The sequence below is a fragment of the Acinetobacter modestus genome, from assembly GCF_014636095.1.
Lineage (GTDB): Bacteria > Pseudomonadota > Gammaproteobacteria > Pseudomonadales > Moraxellaceae > Acinetobacter > Acinetobacter modestus.
On the sequence record NZ_BMDV01000013.1, the window covers coordinates 1 to 23,988 of the forward strand.

Consider the following 23,988-nt stretch of genomic DNA (forward strand, 5'->3'; position numbering starts at 1 on the left):
TCGGCTGGTCAATCTAAGCAAAAATACCGTGTTGGATATCGTTAAAAGAAGTCGGAGTGAAAATCCTTAGCGTGCTATATTTTCCGTTTCCTGAGACGACCCCAGGTATGACACCTGACAAGTTGATCAAAGAATTGGATAAGGCTGTTCAAGTACCGGGTTTAACGAATATTTGGGTGCCACCTATTCGTAACCGGATTGATATGTTGGCAACTGGGGTGAAAAGCCCAATCGGGATTAAGATTTCAGCAAATGATCTGCAAGATATTGATCGGGTAGCACAGCAAATTGAACAAGTGGCTAAACAGGTACCCGGTGTTAGCTCGGCTTTAGCTGAACGACTCACAGGTGGTCGATATGTTGATGTCGATATTAACCGTATGCAGGCTGCACGATATGGCCTCAATATCAACGATGTACAGCAAATTGTATCATCTGCGATTGGTGGGGAAAATATTGGAGAAACTGTTGAGGCATTAGCAAGATTTCCTATTAATGTACGTTATCCACGAGAGATTCGAGACTCACTGGAAGCTTTGAGAAATTTACCGATTGTAACTGAATCTGGACAACAAATTGTATTAAGTAGTGTTGCCAATATTCAAATTACAGATGGCCCTCCAATGCTGAAGAGCGAAAATTCCCGCCCTAGTGGTTGGGTTTATGTAGACGTACAAGGACGTGACTTAGCTTCGGTTGTGCAAGATTTGAAGCAGTCTATTGATCAAAAAGTAAAACGCTCCTCTGCCATGAGCATTAGCTATTCAGGGCAATTTGAGTTTATGGAACGTGCTAATGCGCGTTTAAAAGTCATCATTCCAATTACATTGATGATTATTTTTCTACTGCTCTATTTGATTTTTAGACAAGTACAAGATGCAGTTCTGATTATGGCAACGCTACCTTTTGCTTTGATTGGTGGTATATGGGCCATGTATTTGAGCGGTTTTCACTTTTCAGTTGCGATTGCAGTTGGTTTTATCGCACTTGCAGGTGTTGCTGCTGAGTTTGGTGTAGTCATGTTGTTCTATTTGAAGCAAGCAGTTGAACATGCACAGCAAAACCTATCTTCTTCAACGACATCCTTAACGAAGCAACAACTCAATGATGCAATCCGAACAGGAGCTGTACTACGCGTTCGTCCTAAAGCCATGACGGTTGCCGTCATTTTGGCAGGCTTAATTCCTATACTTTTAGGGACTGGGACAGGTTCTGAATTGATGAGCCGTATTGCTTTACCTATGGTTGGGGGCATGATTTCAGCTCCTCTACTGTCAATGTTTGTTATCCCGGCTGTATATCAGCTTTTAATCAAAAGAAAACTATCAACACATTGATCGTTTTATTATTTCGTCTAAAGAGGTTTTATTATGTTGAAATTCATGAAAATTATTGCTCTTGTTACCACTATTGCTGCATTAAGCGCATGTAGTAAAAATGAAGCATCAGAGCAGAAGAAAGCAGACGCACCTATGGAGCAGATGAATAAGGAGTCTTCTACCGCTACAACGGCTCAAGCCGTTGGCGTGATTACTGCTATTGATACGAAAGAAAATATTTTAACACTCGACCATGAAGCAATTCCTGCGATTAATTGGCCAGCAATGAAGATGGGCTTTAAAGTTGCTGACCCATCCTTATTAAATGGTTTAACTGTAGGAGATAAAGTTGACTTTGAATTAAAAGCAGAAGGAGAAAATTATATAATCATCGCTGTAAAGCCTAAGAATTCATAATGTACTAGTATATGGTGCCAATAGTGCTATATCCTTTAGACGCTATTGGCATTTTTATAGGCACTGTTGCAAATAACCACGAATGGTAAGCTGAAGACTGTTTTAGCTAAAGGTGCAGCATATGAATCCTTTCCATGGTCGGCATTTTCAGGGCGAAATCATTCTTTGGGCTGTGCGCTGGTATTGTAAATATGGCATTAGCTATCGTGAACTGCAGGAAATGCTGGCCGAACGGGGTGTGAATGTTGATCACACGACTATTTACCGTTGGGTTCAACGTTATGCTCCTGAAATAGAAAAACGTTTACGCTGGTATTGGCGTAATCCTACAGATCTGAGCTCGTGGCATATTGATGAAACCTATGTAAAAGTGAATGGACGATGGTCTTATCTGTATCGTGCAGTCGATCAACGTGGCGATACCATTGATTTTTATCTTTCTTCTAGACGTAATACCAAATCAGCCTATAGTTTTCTAGGAAAGATCTTCAATACGGTGAAAAAATGGCAAATTCCACGGGTCATCAATACAGATAAAGCAGCGACCTATGGCCATGCTTTATCACGATTAAAGCGAGAAGGAAAATGTCCAGTAGATATTGAGCACAGGCAGATTAAGTATAAAAATAACGTGATTGAATGTGATCATGGCAAGCTAAAGCGGATCATCAGGGCCACATTAGGATTCAAATCTATGAAGACGGCTTATGCCACAATTAAAGGTATTGAAGTCATGCGTGCACTACGTAAAGGACAAGCATCGTCATTTTATTATGGTCAGCCTCAGGGTGAAGTGTGTCTAATCAACAGGGTTTTCGGTCTCTAAGTACTTTTTAAAGGGAACATCATCGACTCAAATCTCTATTTGCAACAGTGCCGTCCATTGCAACTCTTTTCATAGCTAATTTGAATATCAATATGCTTTTGTCTTCTGCGAATGGTTGAATAATCCAGAGCTGTCCAATCTAATCCGCAAAGTTTAATCAAGCTTTGGACAAAGCCAGTCACCATGCATACAGAAAGACGAAATAAGGATTTAATCATGAGATAGCACTGAATGGCTATGTCAGAATAAGTTTGATTTCGACCATGTTTTCCTTGTGACTGCGAATATCATTGAATCTTAGTATCAAACCAAATTGTAAAATTACCATGATTGATCAAAGCATGATTGTAGGATGACCAATTCGGTGTACGATAAATTTAGGTTAGGCTATTGCTGTATAAGACCTTATCGGTAGGTTTGCGCAACAAGGCCTCAAAATCCCACCTTAAAATGCAAATAGCAAAAAAACTCTACCATTCGATTGATTTCATTTTAGAAGTAATGAAATTAGTATCTGTTTGTAATGATATTTTATAAAATTCAATATTAGATCTGCAGAGAAAAACTTATCAAACTAAGTATTGGCTAGTCTTTTTCTTCGAAAAACTTATCAAACGAAGTATTAAGTTAATCTTTTTCTTCAACTTCTTCCTTAAACTCAAACAAATCATTCATCGTACAGTTAAAGTACTTACACAACTTATCGGCGACTGGTAATTCAATACGTACAGCACGGTCATAATACATACTTGTGAGCGTGTTGCGATTGATACCTGTTGCATGCACCACTTCACTTAATTTTAAAATTTTTCTATCGCCCATGAGGCTAGATAACTTACAAGTAATCATATTTAAATTAATTTACAAAAAATAACTTGCTGTGGGTTATTTGAAGTTGTTGACTGAGTAATACTTTGCTAAAATTAACCTACAGCAGGTTATTACAACTTATAGAAAGTATATTTTATCCATTTCAACTAAATTATAACTTTTTAAATATAAGGATTGAACCTGCATTAGATTATTTTGTGGAGATGACCGCCGTGTTACCAAATGAGTTATTGATCAGCCAGCAAGCTCGTGACTTAGGAAATCAATTAATTAAAGAAATGAACATCAATAGAAGTTATGGAATGGCTAATTTTCTTGGAGTAAATACTTGCTATGATAATCATCAGGCTGTACTTATTTGGACATTTCAACTGCTTGAAAGGGAACCTGCCTTAAATGAATTAGCAGAAATTAAAAAATATTTTCTTTTAATCTTTCCAGATAGTGTTTATCAATTAGCCTAAGTTGTTTTTAAAATTAATTTATTAAATAAAAAGCACTAAATCAAAGAAAGCTTTATTTAAAAATACCTATTAATTCAAAAACATACCATTTACTGAATATATGAAGCATAGGTTCCTGCTCTATCACTCACTCGTACTAAAATTACATCGCTCTTTTTACTGATACTAAACAATTTATGTCCACGCCACGTTCTGCGGCTTCGAGGGCTAGTTTTTGTTGAACCACTGAGAACAAGGACAACAAACTGCCTACTATATTTTCCCGGAGAGTGGTGTAGGAACTTTTTCATTATTGCTAATCATATCAGCGACAACATCAGCAACGAGCTCCTCTATTCCTGAGAATGCTTTAGACTGATCCGCATCAAGCCAAGACAATGATGGAAACTCAGCACACAACCCAACATACTCATTATATTCTGCTGACCATGTAACACGGCAAGTATATTGTTTACTATCCATTTGAAACCCCATAATGTTTTAAGTCTATGTATAAAAGTACGATTTTCACTTAGCAGTACTTAAATAATCACCCCACCACTGCATCATTTCAGTCCGCTGGGCTAAATAGTCAGCGTGATTATAGCTGGCACGGGTACGGTTCTTATCAATATGTGAAAGTTGTGCCTCAATCCAGTTATCCTGGAACAAACCTGAGTCATTCAAAATGGTACTAAAAGTGGAACGTAGTCCATGAGAGGATAATTGATGTTTTCCATAGCCCATCTTACGTATAGCCATATTTAATGTATTAAAATGAATCGGTTGATTATGTTTCCGTGGGCTAGCAAAAATGTACTTTTCACCGTATGACCATTGCATGACGTCTTTTAAAATATCTAAAGCCTGATCTGAAAGTGGAACTAAGAAGTCGGGAATCTCATGGCCTAATATGACTTTTCGTCGAAACTGTTTAATATGCAAGGCAGGTATTTTCCAGATTTTTTCATTTAAATCAAAATGATGAGGCTCAGCCAATAACAATTCAGCCCCTCGCACGCCAGTATGTAATTTGAACAGCAGTGCTTTTTTAATAATCGGATGGGCATCCAATTTTAATAAATTTTTCTTAAAATCTGATATATCCTCCGCTTTCAAATACGGATAATTCTTCTTGATTTTACTGTTAATGGCGATTTTATTTAAACCATGCGCGATGTTGAATTCACAATAACCCATCGCTACAGCGTAGTCATAAATTTGGTTCAAATAACTACAAGCTTTCTTGACAGGTTCTTTTACTTGGCGTCCCTCTATTTTTTTGATTACTGAAACCAGGTCATAACGCTTGATGTTTTGAAAAGGTAAATCCTGAAGGTCTGGATAAATATCTTGCTGTAAACATCTTTCTGCTAACTGTAGTACACCGCAGCGGGGTGAATCATTAAATGCATTTTTCAGTTTGAACTGCAGCCACTCCTCCCCTACCTTACGAAAGGTGATGACATTAGAGACAGTATCATGCTCAAAACAATAATTATTGTCTTTAAAGTCATCTTTGACTTGTCGTGCCTTTTTCAGCGATAAATCAGGATAAAGCCCCAACTGAATGCGGCGACGTTTTTTTGTTTGTGGATCTGTATAGCGATAGCACCAAGATTTTCTTCCAGTCGGCTCAATCTTCAGGCTAAGTCCATCTTCATCGGATAAAAAACAAGTTTTTTCCTTGCAATGAGCTTGGCGAACTTTAATTTCAGTAAGACTCATGAAATTTAAATGAAACCTATCAGCGGATTGACGAGATCCATTATATCAAAATAGAAGAAAATATATATGATGCGTACACTACGCATCATATAAAATTGTAATATATTGTTTTATATATTTAATATTTTAAGTATTTGTATTTTAGTAACCATTATAAGTACCACCTCTTCTTTAAGTTCCCAACAACTCACTTTTTCTGTCATCAATGTTAAATAAGTCTTGTGCTTTAAATTCTTAGATGACCTCCTCTACCCTTTATTATCATTTTTATAAAAGTAACTATATGTACTCATTAAAATTTGTAGAGCTCAAAAACAAAAAAGACCGCTATATAGCAGTCTTTTAACTTAATTAAATAATAATTAATTCATTTTCATCATAAGTGCATAAGCATCACGTTTGTTTTGACGCAATGATTCTATCTCGGACTTCGTCAGCTGTTTTACGAGAGTTGAGGATATACTTTGCTTCCCACTCTGTGAGCCTTTCGAAATCGTACCCGTAAATCGATTTCCACCATGCTTCAAGATTACCATATACATCCCTCAATTGCTGAAGAGTTTCTTTACTTAGAGCTAATTGTGATGAGTATTGTTTACCCGTCAGTGCATATGCTCCAATAACTTTATTCGTCCCAGTTGTTTCAATATGACCTTTTAATGCTGCAAAAGTACCACCTTGGGTCTGGGTATCATCAACAATAATAACACATTTATCATTGTTTATTGTCCCATCAAATGCTGGTGGGTTGGCTAATCTATGCCACCCATCACCGCCAGTTCTTGATACTTTTATAGCTTGAACTATATTCGTATCAACTTCAAGCCCAAGTTTCTTTGCTATAACTGCTGAAGTAGCTAAAGGAATCATATTACGACCGACTGCTTCCTCAGCATGTACAGGTACTATAATAGTTTCCCGACCATCGATAATTCTTTCTAGTTCAGCAATCGCCTCATCCGAAACTAAATCTTTAGCTAAAATATACGCACTTTCAACATCCCCTGCTTTAGCAGCTTCATACATGTAATGAGAGGTTGCATCTCCAAGACCACGGTCAATAACCGTTTTAGGAAACATATTCCAATCTGTGCGATATAACTTCATATTTTTAAATAAGTTTTAATGATGGCTAGCATTAAATTTTACACTAAATTTACCGCTAGCATCTCTTGGATATTATTTTTCGTATCAGGCAGCACTCTCAAAAGCCGTTTGTTTGGACAGTCCCCATGATCATACACGAGGCAGCTTCAAATACTTATGGGCCCATCCTATCCAGTTGTATCTTCTTGCATCACATGAATATTGTATACTCATTTTGACTACTTGAAAATTATGGAACAACGTCAATAAAAACAATAACTCTAGAGTCTTTAGTCGACATTCCTAAAAAGGTAAATTCAACATTTCTTTCCATATCATTTCTTTGTGTCTCTGGATGAACAAAAGAAACATAGCTTATTTCAAAGAATCGGGCTAGGGTTTTTATGCCAATGATTTTGTTCTCTTCATTAGCAATTAAAACATCTAATTCCAGATCAAACTCTTCTAATTATTTAATTAAATCTTTAACTTTCATTTTACTATCAACCTCTATGAATTATTTAAAAAATTAGCACAATGAAACTTGTGAAAAAAATGGATTTGAACAAAATTTTTTAGCAAAAAAAGCATAGCAACCAGAAAAATCTTTCCAGCAATCAACAAAAATATCCCCGTGTGCTTCCAGTTTACAACATTTTGACTACCACACTGCCCACAGTAGTAATAATAGCCTTTGATACGGCCACCGCATTCAGGACAATTTTTATGATTAATGAATAAGTTACTCAACGTCTCTTCTCCAAAATTCTTATTATCAAGTTGTAAGTGAAGATAGCACACATTTATAAAAATGTCTTTTTTAAAACATCAAAAGATGTTATAAAAAAGACATTCGCTACTTTAGGATAACTTTTAAGATGAATTTAAATCTCCTTGATGAAGAATCAATCCAACCTTCTGAACCCACGCCATGTGATTTTTTCAAAGGTGAAAATGCTATCAAAAAAGCTAAACAGTTAGGATTACCTGATCTCGAGTTAGTCAGAAACGCAATTATGATCGGTGATGCTGACTATAGAACAAATACTCACTATAACCGTGCACGCTTTATTGCACGATGGGGAAAAATTGGAGAACAGATTGCTTTACTGCTTCGACAATCTGATCCTGCTTGGATATTCCACAATGACAGCCAGCCAAGAATTGAGAATACAGTAAAGAAAATACAAATTATCTTTATGAGCGGGAATATTGCATTGGGGTTAGCTGATCAAGTTGTATCAGCACACTGTGAAAAAGGATTAATGACATTAAATAATATTAAGGAGAATCAGTCTGCTTATGATGATGAGACAAAATTGAGAACATGGATTTTATACTTTCCTTCAGCATCACATCCAGCCTATAAAGACATTGATATCCCAAATATTCCTTTTGAATTTGCATACCCAACTAGCTTCGTACAGGACTTAAAAGCGAAAAAAATTTCAATTTTACCAAGTGACCATACTTGCAGAATTGCATTTGAAATAGATAATACAGTTCCTGTAAAAACTGATCCTAAGCCAGTATTGGAACCATCTAATGAAATTAAACCAGATGATTTTGATATTCAGCTTGTAGTTTAATCTGAGGTTAATGTGTTTAATAAAGATCGTTTACGTATTGCTAAAGAATTACGAGGACTTAGCAATACCGATTTCGCAGAAAAATTGAGTTGCTCTATCTCTAAGGTAAAGCAACTTTTAGACGTGGATAAAGAAATCAATGAAAATGATCAAGATGATATATGCCGTGTATTAAATTTACCCAAGTCATTCTTTGCAGGTAATGACACACAACCACATGAAACAGACCAAATCTTCTATAGATCGGTTGCTCGTATTAAAGCACAGCATAGAAAAGCTAATGAGGCATATACTCTTTTAGCAATAAATATTAACAAGTACTTAAATCAGAAAGTAAAGTTACCTACTTTTCACCGTCCTGATTTAGATATTACTGAGTTTTTGGGTGAATCTAAGTATGCCGATCACCTAGCGTCAGAGTTGAGAGGTTTATGGGCTTTAGGTAATCAACCTATTAATAACATTGTTTCGTTGTGTGAGCTAAAGGGAATCCGTGTCTTTAGATTACCGACTGAAATTCGAGAAATTGATGCACTATCTTTTTTTGATGATGAAAGTGGTAGCCCTTTCATATTTCTAAATACATTTAAGTCTGCCGAAAGAGCCCGCTTCGATTGTGCACACGAACTTGGTCATATCGTTATGCATACGCATAACAAAAAAATTCGTGTCGAGAAAGATAATCGTGTTCTCGAAACTGAAGCGGATCAATTTTCATCTGAATTTTTAATGCCAACAGATGCATTTCTTTCTACTGCTCCACGCTATTTTTCACTAGAAAATATGATTGAGTATAAAAAGATTTGGCGAACATCCCTGAAGGCTATTAACTATAAAGCTCACAAGCTGGGATTAGTTAGTGATTGGGTTAATCGTAGTAACTCTATAAAGATCAATTCGTTGGGCTACAACATTAATGAACCTGAAGAAACTCATCGAGATGAGAGTTTGATGTTGCCCAAAATTATCTCTGTTTTAGCCTCACAACCATCTTTTGATAAAAATAAAATGCTTGATGAAATTGGAATCTCTGAAGAAGATTTTAATCAATTAACATTTGATGCTTTAGCTAAAGTTGAGCCCCCGAAGAAAAAACATAAGTTATATATTGTCGAGTAATACAAACCTTCCTTAAAAATAATGCGCCTTACGGCGCACTATTTATGCAAAATCCTGATTAATTTTTTTATGACTTCACGCCCAACGTAGTTTTGCATCCCATAAGTCATACTTTAACTGAAAATGTAACTTGCCCCATCATGACTTTTTTCATATAGCCTACTTGAACTGACACCATAAATCCCATGTGTTCCATAAAGCATCGTATACAATTTCAGATAAATTCTTTAGTTATGTGATCAGGCTATGTGCTCAAATTACCTATTTCCAAATAAAAGAAATTTGACACTCTTAGGTGTCGATACAAGCCAGTTTGATCTTGAGCTTAAGGATCATGTATTCCCTTCCTATCATGCTCCAATCATTCTGAACGGCTCAGATCACTTAGAGCTTGATATTGCAAAGTTTGGATTACTACCGAGCTGGGCGAAAGAATTGAAGTTCAGCAGTCATACTTATAACGCCAGAACTGAGTCTGTAGCAGATAAGCCTAGCTTTCGACATGCTTGGAAGTACAGCAAGTTCTGCCTAGTCCCAGTACAAGAATTTTATGAGCCGAAATACATCAATGGCAAGCCACACTGGTACACCATCAAGCGTAAAGATGATCAGCCTTTTACTGTTGCAGGGATCTATGATGATGCAGTGATTAATGGCAATAAGGTACGTTCCTTTTCAATGTTGACCATCAATTCGGACCATCACCCTTTTATGAAACAATTCCATGCACCGAAGGATGAGAAGCGATCCATCATCGTTATTCCAGAACAGTACAGAAAAGACTGGCTAACAGCCGATCATGAACATGCGCATGAATATTTCTTTCAAATGCCCGATGAATTCGTCACATTTCCACGCGATGAGCAGAAACAAAACGTCTTATTCTGACGCATCCTTGTTTATCCACAACTTTTTAAATTTGAATTTTAAACGCTGTTAGTAATATCCTATTTAAACAAATTCTACTTCCAAACACGCCTCGTAGCGTAGGAGTATCTCATGTCTAAGAAGTTGCCTATTTACTTCTCTGACGACGCATGGTCATCTTTACAAGAGCTCATGGGTCCAGAGGGTAAACCAAGTCCTACCATCAACACCGTGCTTGAACAAATCGCTGTTCAAAATGAGCTTGTTGAAAAATTAGGGCTTACTGCTGTCCTACCCAAATCCAAAGTATCTATTCCCGTCTCTTTAGAGCGTATTCCTGCAGGTCCGGCCTTCAGCACCAAGGATGAGCAAGACAAAGCACTCGATCTGAATGAGTTCCTGATTCACAACCCTATTTCTACTTTTATTGCCTATGTAGACAGTGAATCCATGCTCGATGCTGGCCTAGAGATTAATGATCCAATCATTATTGATCGCAGTATTGAAGTCAAGCATTACGATATCGTGGTTGCCCTGATTGATGACAATGCCTCGACCATTAAGCGGCTGATGATCACCAATAAGATGGCCAAGTCTGAAATCAAAGAAATATTTGGAGATGAAGATTATCCGCTTCCAGAACTTTGGTTGAAGGCTGAAAATTCGAATTACAATCACATCATTCCTGATGATAGTCAGACCATATCAATCTGGGGTGTGGTGACTTTTAATTTAAAGCGTATTTATCACCGCTCATAAAAAGAAGAATAACCATGCAAAGTGAAAATGAAATATTCGCGTTAGTCGACGTGAATAATTGCTACGTCTCGTGTGAGCGTGTGTTTAATCCTGCCTTGAATGATCGCCCAACCATTGTGCTCAGCAACAATGACGGCTGTGCCGTGGCCAGAAGCCAGGAAGCGAAAGACTTAGGCATCAAGATGGGTGTTCCTGTATTCCAAATTAAAGAGCTGATCAAACAACATAACATTCAGGTGCTATCCAGTAATTTCTCCTTATATGGCGAAATGTCCAAGCGCTTTATGGAGCTGCTTGGGGACTATGTTGCACCAGGAGATCAAGAGGTCTATTCCATTGATGAATGCTTTCTGAAGCTCACAGCTTACGAGCATCTATTTGACCTGACTGTATATGCTCAAGACATGAGGACTAAGGCTTGGCGTTGGTTAGGCCTACCCTGCTGTATTGGAATTGGTCGCTCTAAAACCGAAGCCAAGATTGCCAATCATCTCGCCAAGAAAAACAAGTTCTTCAATGGGGTCTGTAATCTGGCCCATATGGACCCATGCTCTGCAGAAACGCTACTCGCGCAGGTTGATGTGTCTGAGGTTTGGGGCGTAGGCAGACAGAACTGTAAGAAGCTCAATACTATGGGTGTTCAATCTGTGCTGGATCTGATCAATGCCAATCCTAAAGAAATCAAAAAGCAGTTTAGTATCGTGATGGAAAAGACGGTGCTTGAGCTACAGGGCCTTTCTTGTATTGACCTTAGTGATGATACTGTAGCGAAGAAGCAAATCATCAGCAGCCGTTCATATGGCAACCCAGTGTATGAAATGGATGACATTAAAGCTTCGGTTCGGCTTTATGTGGCCAGAGCCGTGAAACGAATGCGGGAAGATGGCTCAATCTGCAAGATGATCGGCGTGTATATCCAAACCAGTCGCTTTGATAAGACAGAGCGCTACTCGCCTTACATCGTCGTTCAAATGCATGAGCATACGGATGATCTACTGCTCATCACCAAGGCCGCGATGAAAGGCATCGATCAGATATTTAAGAAAGGCTTTAAGTATAAAAAGGCGGGAATCGTGCTGCTCGAAATTACAGATCAATCCAAGTTTGTGCCCGATCTATTCACGGACTATTCACATAAGCAAGAGCGAGAAAGGCTTTCAGATGCCATCGAAGCCATCAGTGAACGGTTTGGGAAGAATCTCGTCACGCTAGGCATTGCCAACAATAAAGAAGCCACATGGCACATGAATCAAAACCTTAGATCACCTTCGTATTTAACCAAATGGTCTGACTTACCAAGAGTAGGATAAAAACATGCACTTATTTAAATTAACTGACGAACAACTCGCACAAATTCTTATCCCGAAACGATTTGTACCACCTACTCCACCTGAACATGAAGGCAAGAATATGGTCTATGTATTTGATAGTGAGGATAAGTTTGAACTGACTTATGATGAGCTGGTGGAAATCATTAGCAAAGCTAGAATGGCTGGTCCGAAGTTGATACCTGTCTTAGGCACCGTGAATTAAATTGTGCAGTGTTCGCACGCCACTTGAAACATAACTTGATTGGAAATGAATTTGGGCTGAGAAAAATTCAGTTCAAATTTAACCTGACGGGCACACTAAAAAATGGGTAATTGTCAGATCGAGTTTGGACTACAACACTTTAGCTCATCGATTTACCAAAGTGCTAATCTTTACACTATTGTCTAAAATCCAGTGACCAAATTGTGATGCTAAAGCTTTTAAATTCCCTTTATTATGAATCAAAGTTAGTATGATGCTTTTCATAAAGACAGTTTACTTATAACCAGAGAGATTTTTAAACAATTCCCCTTTTAGTTTGCTTAGGCTATTTCAACCAGAGTTCATCTTTTTGCATCATTTTTAACATTAAATTAAATATAACCAGCGGAGTAACATTTTTTTTGTTAGAGCCGACAACTCTTTGAAAACTAAATTTAACGGTTCGCTCAGGAGCATCCAAATTAACTGGGTAGTTTTGTTTTTCTAAATACAGATGATCTCCTAACATTGGCTCTATACCAGTAATAAAATTAACAATTTGTTGCTCATCACCTTTCATTCGGCATTGAAAATGTAGAAAATTCTTACGCAGTTTTCCAAATAATAATAATATTTTAAGCGCCTTAACCATGTTCTTTTCTTTCAGTGCATCTTGCTGCCTATCATCTTTATAATGAAAATCAAGGAGAGGAATTATTTCATCTGGACGAGTCAGTTTTTTAGCCTTTTCGTAAAGTTCATCAAACCAACTCTCTTCTAAATTCTTACTATAAACATAATTCGTTTTTAAATTAAATTTTTGGCGATCTATCCATTTAGTGCTCATCCATTGACATCGTTGCATCCATTCTTGAGCTTGGGTATCTTCGCTTAAACGACCTTCTCTAAAACTTATCAAACGTTGAAAAGGTGTCAGAGTACTCTTCTCTATACTAAACTTCTTTTCTTGTCGGCCAGCCATCGTAACTGGCTGTGTTTGCTGATAAGAATTAAACCATTTCTGCTGCTGAGTATAACGATTTAGGTTTATGTAGTCTGTACTTGACTTCACTGGACTAAAACACTGTTCTAATACTTTTTTTGAAATGATACACGGCGAATTATAAATTCGATCGACTGCTAATAAATCCAAAACATGAAGGTAATTTGAAGCCGTTTGCTCAATACTGCTATGCCCCATCCAAGAGGCGAGCACCTGCCATTTATGTTGAATAATCTCTTCTTGAGCACGTGCTTTCATACCAAACAATAAATCCCTCATCTTTTTTGCTTTTACCCAAGGACAATCTGTGTAGGTCTTGATCATTTCTTTTGAACCGAGCAAAGTTATTGCTAGATAGTTAGCAGCACTGTGGCGTAATGTATGAAAACTAAAGCCATGATGCATACCTAATATTTGACTAAACAAATCTACTGTAATTTTGCTGATACATTGATCAGTTAATACACGATGATTCACACTAAAAAGTAGATCATCCTGCTGATTAACCAAATATTGCTCATAACGATGTTGTATGTAACGTTGTACTACTAAAAACTCATGTTCTGACAATGCAATTTTCAATGGTATTTGACGATTCGCACTTCGCGTTTTCAGACGGCGATATGAATTGTCTTGGATATGAAGCGTGATATTATTAAAAACTGTATTTTCTTTTTCTTTATAAAGTAGCTCTGGGCAAATAATATCTTGTATTTTAAGACAACGAACTTCATTTAATCGAAGTCCAGTTCTATAACTTAGTAAATACATCAGCTTTAAACAACTCAGATGATCGACCCACTCTGATGCCGTTGGCTCTTGACTTAAATTTTCTAGTTTTTCCAATAATTTGCCAAATAGCAAAGGACTCACTAGCCGTGCATTGCAAATTTGTAAATGCTTAAAACTTGAATTCTGTAACACCAATACCCCTGGAGCATCATAATTCTCTATACAGAATTGATGAAAATCTTTTAGGCGACCAAAACGGTATTCTGCGCTTTGGTGCATCTTACGAGAGGTTTTTCCTTTCACCGAATCTCGTTGAACTGCTTTTTCATCACGTTCACTGCTGTATTTCAATAGCTGCCGATATAAATCCTCATAGTCATCTATGGATTGTTGCTTTAAATCTAATTTATTGAGCCAAATCTCAAATATAAATTCTTTGCCAAACGATCCTAAGTAGCTTTCAATAGTTGATAATTGAAGCCCTCGTTTTTTTAAATGCATTAACCAGTGAATTAAGCGTAGTTGAGCATCAATTAAAGACTTTTCCTCCGTATTAGCATCAACTATCTTCTCCTCTAACACCCTTCTAGTTTCTTGCCAAAAACGTAGCGTGCGTTCTTCTTTATTCCTCTTTTTATCTAAACGCTCAACTTTTTGACCTTTACGTTTCTTTTGACCAAACAACATCAACTCATACGGAATCGTTTGTAATTTGCTTTGAACAGTCGGAACTTCAGGAAGTAACTGCTCTTGTTCAAAATGAATAGGGCGATTATCTGGTTCTGTGACTTGATTGTAATCATTATTCCACAGCAATCTAAATTCGGATGGCCTTAAAGCAACAGTATTAATCTCTTGCTGAAGCACATTACTCAAAAATATATCTATGCTGAGGTTTGGATTAAATTCGAGTACCATTTGCACATCATTAAATGCACGAAATCCACGGCGTTTAATTTGATATTGCAGATCCCCAAGACTTTTTTTCCTGCCTATCTTACTCAAGCTTTCTAAAATACAATCTTCAACTGAATGTTGCAGACAAAATTCTTTCTGAGTAGCTTTCAACTTTTTTAAATATTGCAAAATGAACTGCGCATATGGGTTAAAAAAAACATGTTTCCATTGGTACAACTTTCCCTGTTCTACATCGTTGCCATATTGAGAGTTTTCAACACGATAATGTAGTAACAATGGATTAGTGATTTTTTTGTAGTCCGAATGGTATAACCGAAAACAATTCAGATCTGTACCAAGCTCAATGGCCTCCTGCAATTGCTTCTGAATAGCAATCAAATGCTGTTCATCTGCACAGCCTGAAATATATATAAAACTTAAGCATAAATTTCCCCATAAGTACTTTGGTTCATTCCAATATTCAAATGAATCTTGCCAATACTGCCTTAATTCCTTAAGTACATGGATATGTAGATGCCCCTGTTCTAACCGTGACTCTGTACTCTCAATTTTTCTAGGCAGTACGATCCGTTTAGTATGTGGATTTAGCTTAATTCTGTATGATTTTTTATCTACATTCTGGTTGAATTGCTTCCTTCTTTTATTAAATTCATCTTCAGTAAATTGCATCAGTTTTGATTGTTCGTCTCGGCTCAACTTTTGACTCAAACAATCAACACTATCTTTAATGTCATGCCATTTTTCAGCGATCTGCTGATCAAGTTTTTGCTGCATTTCTTTCGTCAATACTTCAGGTGGAGAAGGCTGTCTATCTAGCGACTTTTTCACCATTTTATGAATATCAACAAATAGATCATCTAGTTGTGGTTTTATTAGTTCTTTGATTTTTTGCATACAACTATTTTCGCTCTAAGTGTTTAATCGATAAAGATTTGACATTATCTTGCAATTGCTGGCGGGCTTGCTGTACATAGACATTCGGGATAAGTGAAGAATGCGGATGAAAAGCCTCTCGGTCACGTTGGTCATGACCATACAGGGCCTGAATTAAGTGAAAAGCTAATGCTGGTTTACCCTCTTGCTGCTCATGCATCAAAAAGTTCATGTCAAAATGACGTAACCAATTCGAATACATATTCTTTGGAAAGACTCCTTGCATATATGAATTCACCCATTTTCTCGATAAAGGGATTAACTTAATTTTCCTGCTCTGCCATTCTTTGACAGTTATCGGCAAGATATCTTTACTAAAAATGACCTTACCAAAAAGATCATTTACAGTTATCTTCTTCTTTGCAAAGACTTGTCTAAAAAATGAACCGTACGCTTCAATAATTTGTTCTAAAAAGGCAGTGTAATTTTGCAGTGTTTTTATGAAAAAATCAGATAAAGGGATAAAACGACCATCTTTTCTTGCTTTACTATTTTTTTTATCATTCACATATAAAAGCTTGAGCTCAACACAATAATCATCCAAATTCCCCAACAGGTTTTTTTTAGGCCGACTTGCCAAACTCAACAAACTGATATGCCACATCCAACACGCATATGCATTAAGTTGATTAATAATGTGCTTATCTTCTTGGATGTTTTCGTGACAATGTCTATGTAAAATATGGAATTGCTCTTTCACAAAATTGGGTTCAAGTGCCAGTTGGCTCCCTATCCTTCCTATAGATAATGCAGATTGCACTTTGAATTGTTGTTGCAATATTTTTAGTTCAGCCGTGTCTTCAGTAAAATGTGTGGAATGTGGTGTAAGTGCTTTTTCTAAAAAGGCTAGATATGTGCTACTGAGTTGAGTTTTCGGTAGCCCGCCATAATAGATACCAGGCATGTGATGCTGACTATCCCGCCCAGCAATTACATGAGCAAGATATTCATTATATGTTTCATAATATATATGAAAATATAATTGAGCCTGCAGTTTTTCTACAGTGATCGAACCTACAAACCGATTATCAAGCCAATTCTTAAGTTTCGTATTAATGTGTGTTGATGAAATTAGTGGATTCGATGCTTGTTCTATATAGTCAAACCAAGCAGAAGGTAAATGTAGTTGATGTGTCATCACTTCATTCCACCGCACATGATTTAAGCTCTTAATCTTCTGCTCTGTAATTTTAAGATTTAATTTGAGTAAATATTCGCGACGTCTACTTGAACCATTCTGGATCAAAATTCCATCTTGAATAAGCTCGTTAAAATCCATCAGTGCGACGGGTGATAATCCCGTCAAAAGTGACAATAAACATGCTGCAGCGATTGCAGCATCCCTCCAGTGCCCGGATAACTCGGTTCTCAACACATAAACAATTTGCTTCAGTATATCTGGCGCCAAATAATGTGGATTTGTAACAAAAGGAGCATGACGGCGCTGGCGATGCCGCATTAGATGCGTCGCATTATCGCTGAGTATATAATTTAAATTTTTAGACTTTTCATCTTCTGAATAAAACTCCATTTCAGGATCTAATAGATCAACTTCACCCTCTTCATCTTTGTGAAGAGCGGCATCATAAAAACTGATCTTTGCGTTATGTCCAATATCTACTTGCTTACCCGTTTTAATTTCACGAAATTTTTTGAGTTCATTTTTCGTCGGCCATTGCAAAACTTTACTTTTTTTTGACTTACGCTGACGATGAACAACACGACGATCATCAAGTCTTTTAAAAATTATTAATAGAGCCGATAAATACTCTATGGCTTGTACTTGTTTGAAATCTTTAATATTAAAAAGTTGATTACGATCCTCCTTTTTCAAGTTACGTTCGTACATGACATAGCGATTTAGTAGCTCACTGCATTCTTGAAATAATTCAGCATGATTAGAATCCAGAACATATCGTGATACATAGCGAAAGAGATCACAAACATGTTTTTGCTTATTCTCAGCTTTATCAATTTTTGCAAATTCTTGATACTGCCGATATGTTAAAAAACTCGCTTGTAGAATCAAATAACGTTCAGACGACAGCTCTTGAGTATTACTAGTAGTCGGGCATGCAAAATAACTTAAAGAAGCTAGATAATAATATTTACCTAATTGTCTAGAACTAGATATATAGCCATATATCTGTTGTGCTTCCTTATTTAGAGCATGGGCTTTTTCACGTAAATCATCTGATAGATCGACAAATTGTGTATTCACAACATGATTGCGTAATAAACAATAATCTTTTTGGAATTTTTCTGCTAAATCTAAGAATTGCTCTTCTGTTTCAATCTTTGGCATATTCGCTTTCGCTTAATTTTTTATCAAATTGCATTGGTTAAATTCATTACGATCTGAACAATTTGGTAAAAGTTGATCTTTTATTGAACTCTTTGTCAGCTTAAAAAATCTAGCAAAAAATTTAGCATCCAGCTCTTTCTGAGCTTTTCTCTCAAAGCACAAGTGTTGCTGTGATTTTTCGATAAAATCATCAAGATTATGTATCAACTGTAAGATTGCAACATAATTAGAATGTACACGTAAGCATGGCTCCGTTTGCATTAATAGCAATATTTTTTGCCAAATTTTCACATAGATTATTTTGAACTTTGCTTGTACTACTACTTTCTGGCTCTGTTTAATCTTTTTGATTTTCAGTAGTTCTGAGTTAATTTTTACTATCTTAAATTGAACATTTTGTCGCTCAAAGCAAAAGGGCATGATAAATTGCCCCATAAATATCTCTATATTTTTTACTAAATAGTCAAATTTTAACATTTTTATCGATATAAAAAATGAGCATATCTTTGTATATTAAAATTCATTTAATTTATCAACTAAATTTTCTCAAAATTACAATTATCAACAAATACATATGGTTTACTTATCATGGGTGGTCTAAATTTTAAAAATTCTTCCACTTTTTTTTAGTTTTCTGTTATTACATGAAACAATACCGTTGTATTACATTTTGAAATGCTGTGTATGCAGCATTGATCAAAAAGATTCTCTGCTATACTTACTTCACGTGTAGCATCAATGGAGTTTCGAAATGCTCAGAACCACTGAACAGAAAAAAAAATATATTCAAGCGACACGTGCGCAAAACTATCAAGCCAGCCTAAAGCTTGAAGGCATTACAACGACAGCTCAAACAACTCAACAAAGTAAAGCTGAAATCTTGCAAAAATATAAGAAGTATTCGCAACCCGAAACTTAGTCAGGTGCATGTATGGATAAATATGGGGAAATGGGTGACAGCCTGTATTGTTACCCTGGCACAAATATCCTAAAGAACAAACTCAATATTCATGATGAACAAATTTTAGAACAAGCTGAACTAGAACTGTCTGGATTGGCAAGTAACTTAATTGAATATGCTGAACCACCTTACGACTTACAATACTTAAAATCAATTCATGCGCAGCTCTTTGGCGACTTATACGACTGGGCAGGAAAGTTAAGACAAATCGATATTTCCAAAGGTGACACCCGTTTTTGTAATTTTTCCCGTATTGAAATTGAAACCAATAAACTACTCAAACCGCTTCAAGAAAAAAAATACTTTCAAGGCTTAGCACCACAACAACTGATTCCTCAACTTGCCGACTTGTATTGTGAGCTTAATGTCATACACCCATTCCGTGAAGGTAATGGACGTACACAACGGATTTTCTTTGAGCATCTGATTGCTCATTGTGGTTATGGTATTGATTGGTCTCGCATTGACTCTCAACAACAATGGATTCAAGCCAATATTGAAGGTTTTTATGGTAATTTAAATCCATTAATTAAGATTTTTGAAATATGCTTTATTCAAAATACCTAAAATTTAAGTAGTCGAAGCCCACAATCCTTAATGAGCCATCATCTTTGCTTCAATCCACTGATTAATTTCCCAAATAAACCAACAATCACGATTCTTAGAAATCTTAATACTCTTCGGGTAATTTAGGATCGTAATATTCAGATTACTTATCCAGAATTGAATAGATCGTTAACTTAGATAGACTTTTAAGCAATGTAACTTGCCGCATGTTTATCAACATATGTCTCAAAAAAGTCTGCCCATACATAGATTTATGGCGTTTAGTGCTTAAATTTCAGATTAATCTTCGTCTGATGACCTGAATGGATGTTACAGATTACATGCAGGTGAATTACTCTGTGGATGTATCATGGCTTTTGTGCAATCCAATCCATTTGATCCGAATGTTCTCTTTTGCAATAAAGCAGCCTCTTCTGCTTTTCCTGAACCAACGAACTATGTCATTGATTTGATTCAACCGACAACAGTGATGCTGAATCAAATCTCCAAAGAAGGGATTAAATGCAAGAAATGTGGTAAGAAAAAGATAGGGGATGGAAGTTATTATCCGTCTAATTTGAACCAGCCCATGAGTCGAGATCAGTTGAGTAAGAATCATTTTAAATGAATAAGAGAAGGATGGCTTACCTCACTTCTCCGAATAACAATGCTATGCTTTTCAACCAAGGTTATAAATTGGCAACTACATTTCATTCTTCTTCATGCTGGTCCTATAGCCTGTAGACAATTACTACATCATTTGCATTCAATGCTCAATACAGCCTGTCAGCAGAACCGCAGCGATACTCTTTTTCGTGCATACATGTAGTGTTTAAATCCATTCATTTTTCAATGATCCTCTGCCGTTTATCACATTTATGGTCGATCTTTAACCTTGTGAAAAATGCACATACCGATCCCTTCAAACTGTCAAATTTATGTATGCGTGACATTTAAAGAAAATTATCTGATCAATTTTTTTAGGTAAAATTCATCAAGAAAAAGTTATTATTATTCATAACATCACCAATAACCACATAAAAACAATAATTTAATAAATTATTCTTCCAATTTTTTTATATTTAGTGTTATTACCTCTAAATCCATGTTTACCACCTTCTATTACATAAGTAATTTAGAAGTATCCACGATATAAATTGCTTGCCCTCACACCTCTCCCCTCTCACGCCCAAAAAATTTATACTGAAAGGCAGATTAAGCCCGTTCGAGTTACATATAGCCGCATGCTATATTGAAAGCATTAAGAAAATATCCTCAATATTTATAGGATTTTTAAAGTATGAACTAATTTTCGAAGAACCCTTTCTAAGTAATGTGACCTATTAGGAAAAATGAAAATACTGAAATCTCCGTATCAACAATCAGTCAAAGTACATCCTGATGATTTTCTGTAACCGATACCCAAGGACTATACCTACCCTTCTGATGTGCTGTGCAACAAAGCCCTCCTTAGCCACACTATAGCTATAGATTAATTCCATTATTTTGTGATTTAATTAAATTATTCATTCTTAAGACCCAATTTAATGGATTTATTTTTCACTAAACCAGAAGAAGTTGTGACTCTTTTAGGTGAGCGTTTACGTAAGCAACGACTCTTTCTGGAGATGTCTCAAACTGAGGTAGCAGCACGCGCTGGTGTCGGCGTGAATACAGTTTCGAATCTTGAAGCGGGACGAAATGTATCTGTTGAAAATTTAGTCCGTATTGCAATGGTCTTGGGTCGATTAAACGAACTTCAGGAACTATTTAAACCTCAGCTTAACAGTGTGAATGACATTCTTCGCTATGAGAGTCAAAGTAAGCGCCACCGTATTAAGAGGAAGGGATAATGCTCAATAGACTTAATGTTTATTACAACGGTTGGGGCGAATCATGGTTATGGGGAACGCTGATTAGTTCAACAGCCACGACAGGTAGACCCACCATTGCTTTTGAATATAGTCCAGAAGCAATACAGCAAGGTGTTGAGCTCTCTTCTTACTTGCTGCCTTTAAAAGGTCTACCATTCAGACAAGGTTTTCCTACTCATCAAATGGGACTCCCAGGTCCAGTCTATGACGCTTTACCAGATGGTTGGGGCATGATGTTGATGGATCGATATTTCAAAAAAATTGGCTTAAATTCAGCACGAATTGGACCTTTGGAGCGTCTGACCTATATTAGTAGTCACGCAATGGGTGCCCTCTCCTTTGAACCTTGTGTTGCTGACATGCAAACCTCAGAAAATATCCCTTTACAACAACTGGCCCAGGAAGTTCAAGAAGTACTCAAAGGTGAAGGTGGTGAATTTCTACAGCATTTATTGGTCATGGGTGGCTCCCCTCAAGGTGCCAGACCAAAAGCGTTGGTTTACCGAGATCCTGTCAATTTAGAGTTTTCGACTCAAGATTCTGATCAACATGAAGCCTGGCTGATTAAGTTTCCTGCTCAGCAAGAGCATCCTGAAGTCTGCGCCATTGAAGCCGTCTATGCAGAATGTTTGCGACTTTGTGCAATTGAGACTCCAGATACCCATTTCTTTAATTTGCCCAATGGTTTAACGGCTTTTGCTTCTAAACGATTCGATCGTCAAAATGGTATGCGGATTCCAATGCAGAGTTTGGCTGCATATACAGGAGCAGACTATAAAGTTCCAGGTAGCCTAGACTATCGCAATTTTCTCCGGGCAACCTTGATGTGTACGCAAGATGTACGAGAAAGATTGCATGCTTTTAAACGTGCTGTGTTTAATGTGCTTTTCAATAATCGGGATGACCATACTAAGAACTTTTCATTTCTCATGGAGAAAAATGGTCAATGGAAATTGGCTCCAGCCTATGATGTGACCTTCTGCGAGGGTCCAGGTGGTTATCATCAAATGGACATTATGGGAGAAGCGCTCAATATTTCCCGAAATGACATACATAAACTCGGTACTTCAGAAGCTAATCTGACTACTCTAGAAGTCGATGAGATCATCTTGACCATGCGTGAAATTGCACTTCAATTTAGTCAAATTGCGCAGCGCCTGTATCCCCATCAAATTCGAGAATCTACCCTACAGATGATTCAATCACGGATTCAACAGAATATTGATTTTTTAACTGAAACCTAAGCGTAAATATAAACTAAGCGCCAACCATCAACTGCAAATAGACTTTGATATAGTTAGTCGCTACATAATCTGTAGAACCTGTGAATTAGCTCTCTTTATAATCACGAATATTAGATGGATCACCGCCAAGATATATTCTGCAAACGTGAAATCACTACATCCAGATCGAAAATCACTAAGAAAAAACTGTCACCAAAAAAAGGTCTGCACTATGGATAGATGCAGACCAAACTCTGGATAACTACCAGCACGAGAAATATGTCGCAATTTTGCATAGACATGAATTTGATAAAATCAGCCCAGAAAGCCAGAAATTCATAAAAACTATTTCATCAATCCCCTATAACTTAATCACGTTCATGGTCGATCTTAAATCTTGTGAAAAGTACTCATGCTGACCTAGCCAAACTGTAAAACTCATGTATTCATAGCCTTTAAATGAATCTTTCAATCGGTATATTTAAGGTAAAAACTAGTAATCAGAAGTTATTATCACCCCCATATAAAACAAGGATCAACTTAAAAACAATAACTTAGTAAATTATTCTTCCATTTTTTTTATATTTAGTGTTATCTCATTCACTTGGCTCTGAAAGTTTCTCGCACTGAGTTTATATGCGGACCAATTCGTTGTACGGTAGATTTTAGTTGCTGGCTTCTTCATTCGGAAATTATATTGCTGAATCAGACCTTACAAACAGCTTTGTGCAACAAAGCCGTCTTTAAGTACTTTTTTTAAAGGAAAAATCATCGACTTAAATCTATATTTCCAACAGTGCCACTTTTATCGCTTTAGCACATCAACTTATTTAAGTGGCGTAACTTACATAACTTATGCATCCCATTTAAGTGACCTCAGTTATAGTATTCCGTGTCAGGAATTTGTCCACTTATTCCAATGATGATGAGAACTGCAGCATTGACTTAGATCGCCAGTGCTCAGTACTGGCCATCATGTAGCTTTTATCGCTTTAGC

At 36.7% G+C, this 23,988-nt stretch carries 21 protein-coding genes and 2 pseudogenes; 15 read left to right on the forward strand and 8 right to left on the reverse strand.

Annotated elements, in window-relative coordinates; all coding sequences use genetic code 11:
- Positions 1 to 98: 98 nt before the first annotated feature.
- The 3 genes and pseudogenes from IEV17_RS16575 to IEV17_RS16585 all read left to right on the forward strand — a co-directional run.
- Positions 99 to 1,337, forward strand: a pseudogene (locus IEV17_RS16575) (efflux RND transporter permease subunit); the annotation flags it as partial.
- A 33-nt stretch (positions 1,338 to 1,370) separates the two neighbouring features.
- A complete protein-coding gene (locus IEV17_RS16580; protein WP_004658366.1) occupies positions 1,371 to 1,736 on the forward strand; it encodes a copper-binding protein in 366 nt (121 codons plus the stop codon).
- A 121-nt stretch (positions 1,737 to 1,857) separates the two neighbouring features.
- The gene (locus IEV17_RS16585) at positions 1,858 to 2,562 is read left to right on the forward strand and encodes an IS6 family transposase (RefSeq protein WP_005144680.1); all 705 of its coding nucleotides are present in this window, start codon (positions 1,858 to 1,860) and stop codon (positions 2,560 to 2,562) included.
- 47 nt (positions 2,563 to 2,609) lie between these two features.
- Here IEV17_RS16585 and IEV17_RS16590 read toward each other — a convergent pair.
- Both IEV17_RS16590 and IEV17_RS16595 read right to left on the reverse strand, forming a co-directional pair.
- Positions 2,610 to 2,939 (reverse strand): annotated as a pseudogene (locus tag IEV17_RS16590) (transposase); the annotation flags it as partial.
- A 250-nt stretch (positions 2,940 to 3,189) separates the two neighbouring features.
- Positions 3,190 to 3,411: a helix-turn-helix domain-containing protein gene (locus IEV17_RS16595; RefSeq protein ID WP_004658364.1), complete on the reverse strand. Its 222-nt coding sequence runs from the start codon at positions 3,409 to 3,411 to the stop codon at positions 3,190 to 3,192.
- Between the two features lie 194 nt (positions 3,412 to 3,605).
- Here IEV17_RS16595 and IEV17_RS16600 point away from each other — a divergent pair, with 194 nt between their 5' ends.
- Positions 3,606 to 3,857: a hypothetical protein gene (locus IEV17_RS16600; protein ID WP_004658363.1), complete on the forward strand. Its 252-nt coding sequence runs from the start codon at positions 3,606 to 3,608 to the stop codon at positions 3,855 to 3,857.
- Between the two features lie 252 nt (positions 3,858 to 4,109).
- Here IEV17_RS16600 and IEV17_RS16605 read toward each other — a convergent pair whose 3' ends face one another.
- The 3 genes from IEV17_RS16605 to IEV17_RS16615 all read right to left on the reverse strand — a co-directional run bounded on the left by IEV17_RS16605 (position 4,110) and on the right by IEV17_RS16615 (position 6,644).
- A complete protein-coding gene (locus IEV17_RS16605; RefSeq protein ID WP_001986288.1) occupies positions 4,110 to 4,331 on the reverse strand; it encodes a hypothetical protein in 222 nt (73 codons plus the stop codon).
- Positions 4,332 to 4,364: 33 nt separating this feature from the next.
- Positions 4,365 to 5,564, reverse strand: coding sequence for a tyrosine-type recombinase/integrase (locus tag IEV17_RS16610; protein WP_000059658.1), 1,200 nt, complete (start codon positions 5,562 to 5,564; stop codon positions 4,365 to 4,367).
- Between the two features lie 393 nt (positions 5,565 to 5,957).
- On the reverse strand, positions 5,958 to 6,644 hold the full coding sequence (locus tag IEV17_RS16615) for a phosphoribosyltransferase (RefSeq protein WP_000484193.1): 687 nt from the start codon (positions 6,642 to 6,644) through the stop codon (positions 5,958 to 5,960).
- Positions 6,645 to 7,528: 884 nt separating this feature from the next.
- On the opposite strand from IEV17_RS16615, the gene IEV17_RS16620 reads away from it, so the two are divergent.
- The 6 genes from IEV17_RS16620 to IEV17_RS16645 all read left to right on the forward strand — a co-directional run bounded on the left by IEV17_RS16620 (position 7,529) and on the right by IEV17_RS16645 (position 12,517).
- Complete coding sequence (locus IEV17_RS16620; RefSeq protein WP_001052588.1) at positions 7,529 to 8,239, forward strand: hypothetical protein; 711 nt, start codon at positions 7,529 to 7,531, stop codon at positions 8,237 to 8,239.
- 12 nt (positions 8,240 to 8,251) lie between these two features.
- Complete coding sequence (locus tag IEV17_RS16625) at positions 8,252 to 9,358, forward strand: ImmA/IrrE family metallo-endopeptidase (protein WP_000482094.1); 1,107 nt, start codon at positions 8,252 to 8,254, stop codon at positions 9,356 to 9,358.
- A 246-nt stretch (positions 9,359 to 9,604) separates the two neighbouring features.
- The gene (locus IEV17_RS16630; RefSeq protein ID WP_002046584.1) at positions 9,605 to 10,246 is read left to right on the forward strand and encodes an SOS response-associated peptidase; all 642 of its coding nucleotides are present in this window, start codon (positions 9,605 to 9,607) and stop codon (positions 10,244 to 10,246) included.
- A gap of 111 nt (positions 10,247 to 10,357) precedes the next feature.
- The gene (locus tag IEV17_RS16635; protein ID WP_004658359.1) at positions 10,358 to 10,984 is read left to right on the forward strand and encodes a LexA family protein; all 627 of its coding nucleotides are present in this window, start codon (positions 10,358 to 10,360) and stop codon (positions 10,982 to 10,984) included.
- 14 nt (positions 10,985 to 10,998) lie between these two features.
- Complete coding sequence (locus tag IEV17_RS16640; RefSeq protein WP_004658357.1) at positions 10,999 to 12,294, forward strand: Y-family DNA polymerase; 1,296 nt, start codon at positions 10,999 to 11,001, stop codon at positions 12,292 to 12,294.
- 4 nt (positions 12,295 to 12,298) lie between these two features.
- Complete coding sequence (locus IEV17_RS16645) at positions 12,299 to 12,517, forward strand: hypothetical protein (protein WP_000550047.1); 219 nt, start codon at positions 12,299 to 12,301, stop codon at positions 12,515 to 12,517.
- Positions 12,518 to 12,842: 325 nt separating this feature from the next.
- Here IEV17_RS16645 and IEV17_RS16650 read toward each other — a convergent pair whose 3' ends face one another.
- The 3 genes from IEV17_RS16650 to IEV17_RS16660 are packed head-to-tail and all read right to left on the reverse strand — an operon-like array spanning position 12,843 to position 18,864.
- Positions 12,843 to 16,043 (reverse strand): tyrosine-type recombinase/integrase, encoded by a 3,201-nt coding sequence (locus IEV17_RS16650; RefSeq protein ID WP_004658355.1) that lies wholly within the window; start codon positions 16,041 to 16,043, stop codon positions 12,843 to 12,845.
- A gap of 4 nt (positions 16,044 to 16,047) precedes the next feature.
- The gene (locus IEV17_RS16655; RefSeq protein ID WP_004658352.1) at positions 16,048 to 18,387 is read right to left on the reverse strand and encodes a hypothetical protein; all 2,340 of its coding nucleotides are present in this window, start codon (positions 18,385 to 18,387) and stop codon (positions 16,048 to 16,050) included.
- A 12-nt stretch (positions 18,388 to 18,399) separates the two neighbouring features.
- Positions 18,400 to 18,864: a hypothetical protein gene (locus tag IEV17_RS16660; protein ID WP_000911011.1), complete on the reverse strand. Its 465-nt coding sequence runs from the start codon at positions 18,862 to 18,864 to the stop codon at positions 18,400 to 18,402.
- A 274-nt stretch (positions 18,865 to 19,138) separates the two neighbouring features.
- On the opposite strand from IEV17_RS16660, the gene IEV17_RS16665 reads away from it, so the two are divergent.
- The 5 genes from IEV17_RS16665 to IEV17_RS16685 all read left to right on the forward strand — a co-directional run bounded on the left by IEV17_RS16665 (position 19,139) and on the right by IEV17_RS16685 (position 23,012).
- Positions 19,139 to 19,306 (forward strand): YhfG family protein, encoded by a 168-nt coding sequence (locus IEV17_RS16665; RefSeq protein WP_002125865.1) that lies wholly within the window; start codon positions 19,139 to 19,141, stop codon positions 19,304 to 19,306.
- A gap of 12 nt (positions 19,307 to 19,318) precedes the next feature.
- Positions 19,319 to 19,915 carry a putative adenosine monophosphate-protein transferase Fic gene (locus IEV17_RS16670; RefSeq protein WP_004658347.1) on the forward strand — a complete coding sequence of 199 codons (597 nt, stop codon included), beginning with the start codon at positions 19,319 to 19,321 and terminating at the stop codon, positions 19,913 to 19,915.
- Between the two features lie 349 nt (positions 19,916 to 20,264).
- Positions 20,265 to 20,522 carry a hypothetical protein gene (locus tag IEV17_RS16675; RefSeq protein ID WP_000896237.1) on the forward strand — a complete coding sequence of 86 codons (258 nt, stop codon included), beginning with the start codon at positions 20,265 to 20,267 and terminating at the stop codon, positions 20,520 to 20,522.
- Between the two features lie 919 nt (positions 20,523 to 21,441).
- On the forward strand, positions 21,442 to 21,747 hold the full coding sequence (locus tag IEV17_RS16680; protein WP_004658344.1) for a helix-turn-helix domain-containing protein: 306 nt from the start codon (positions 21,442 to 21,444) through the stop codon (positions 21,745 to 21,747).
- Positions 21,747 to 23,012: a type II toxin-antitoxin system HipA family toxin gene (locus IEV17_RS16685; RefSeq protein WP_000934717.1), complete on the forward strand. Its 1,266-nt coding sequence runs from the start codon at positions 21,747 to 21,749 to the stop codon at positions 23,010 to 23,012. Before IEV17_RS16680 ends, IEV17_RS16685 begins: the two co-directional genes overlap by 1 nt.
- The last annotated feature ends 976 nt before the right edge of the window (positions 23,013 to 23,988 follow it).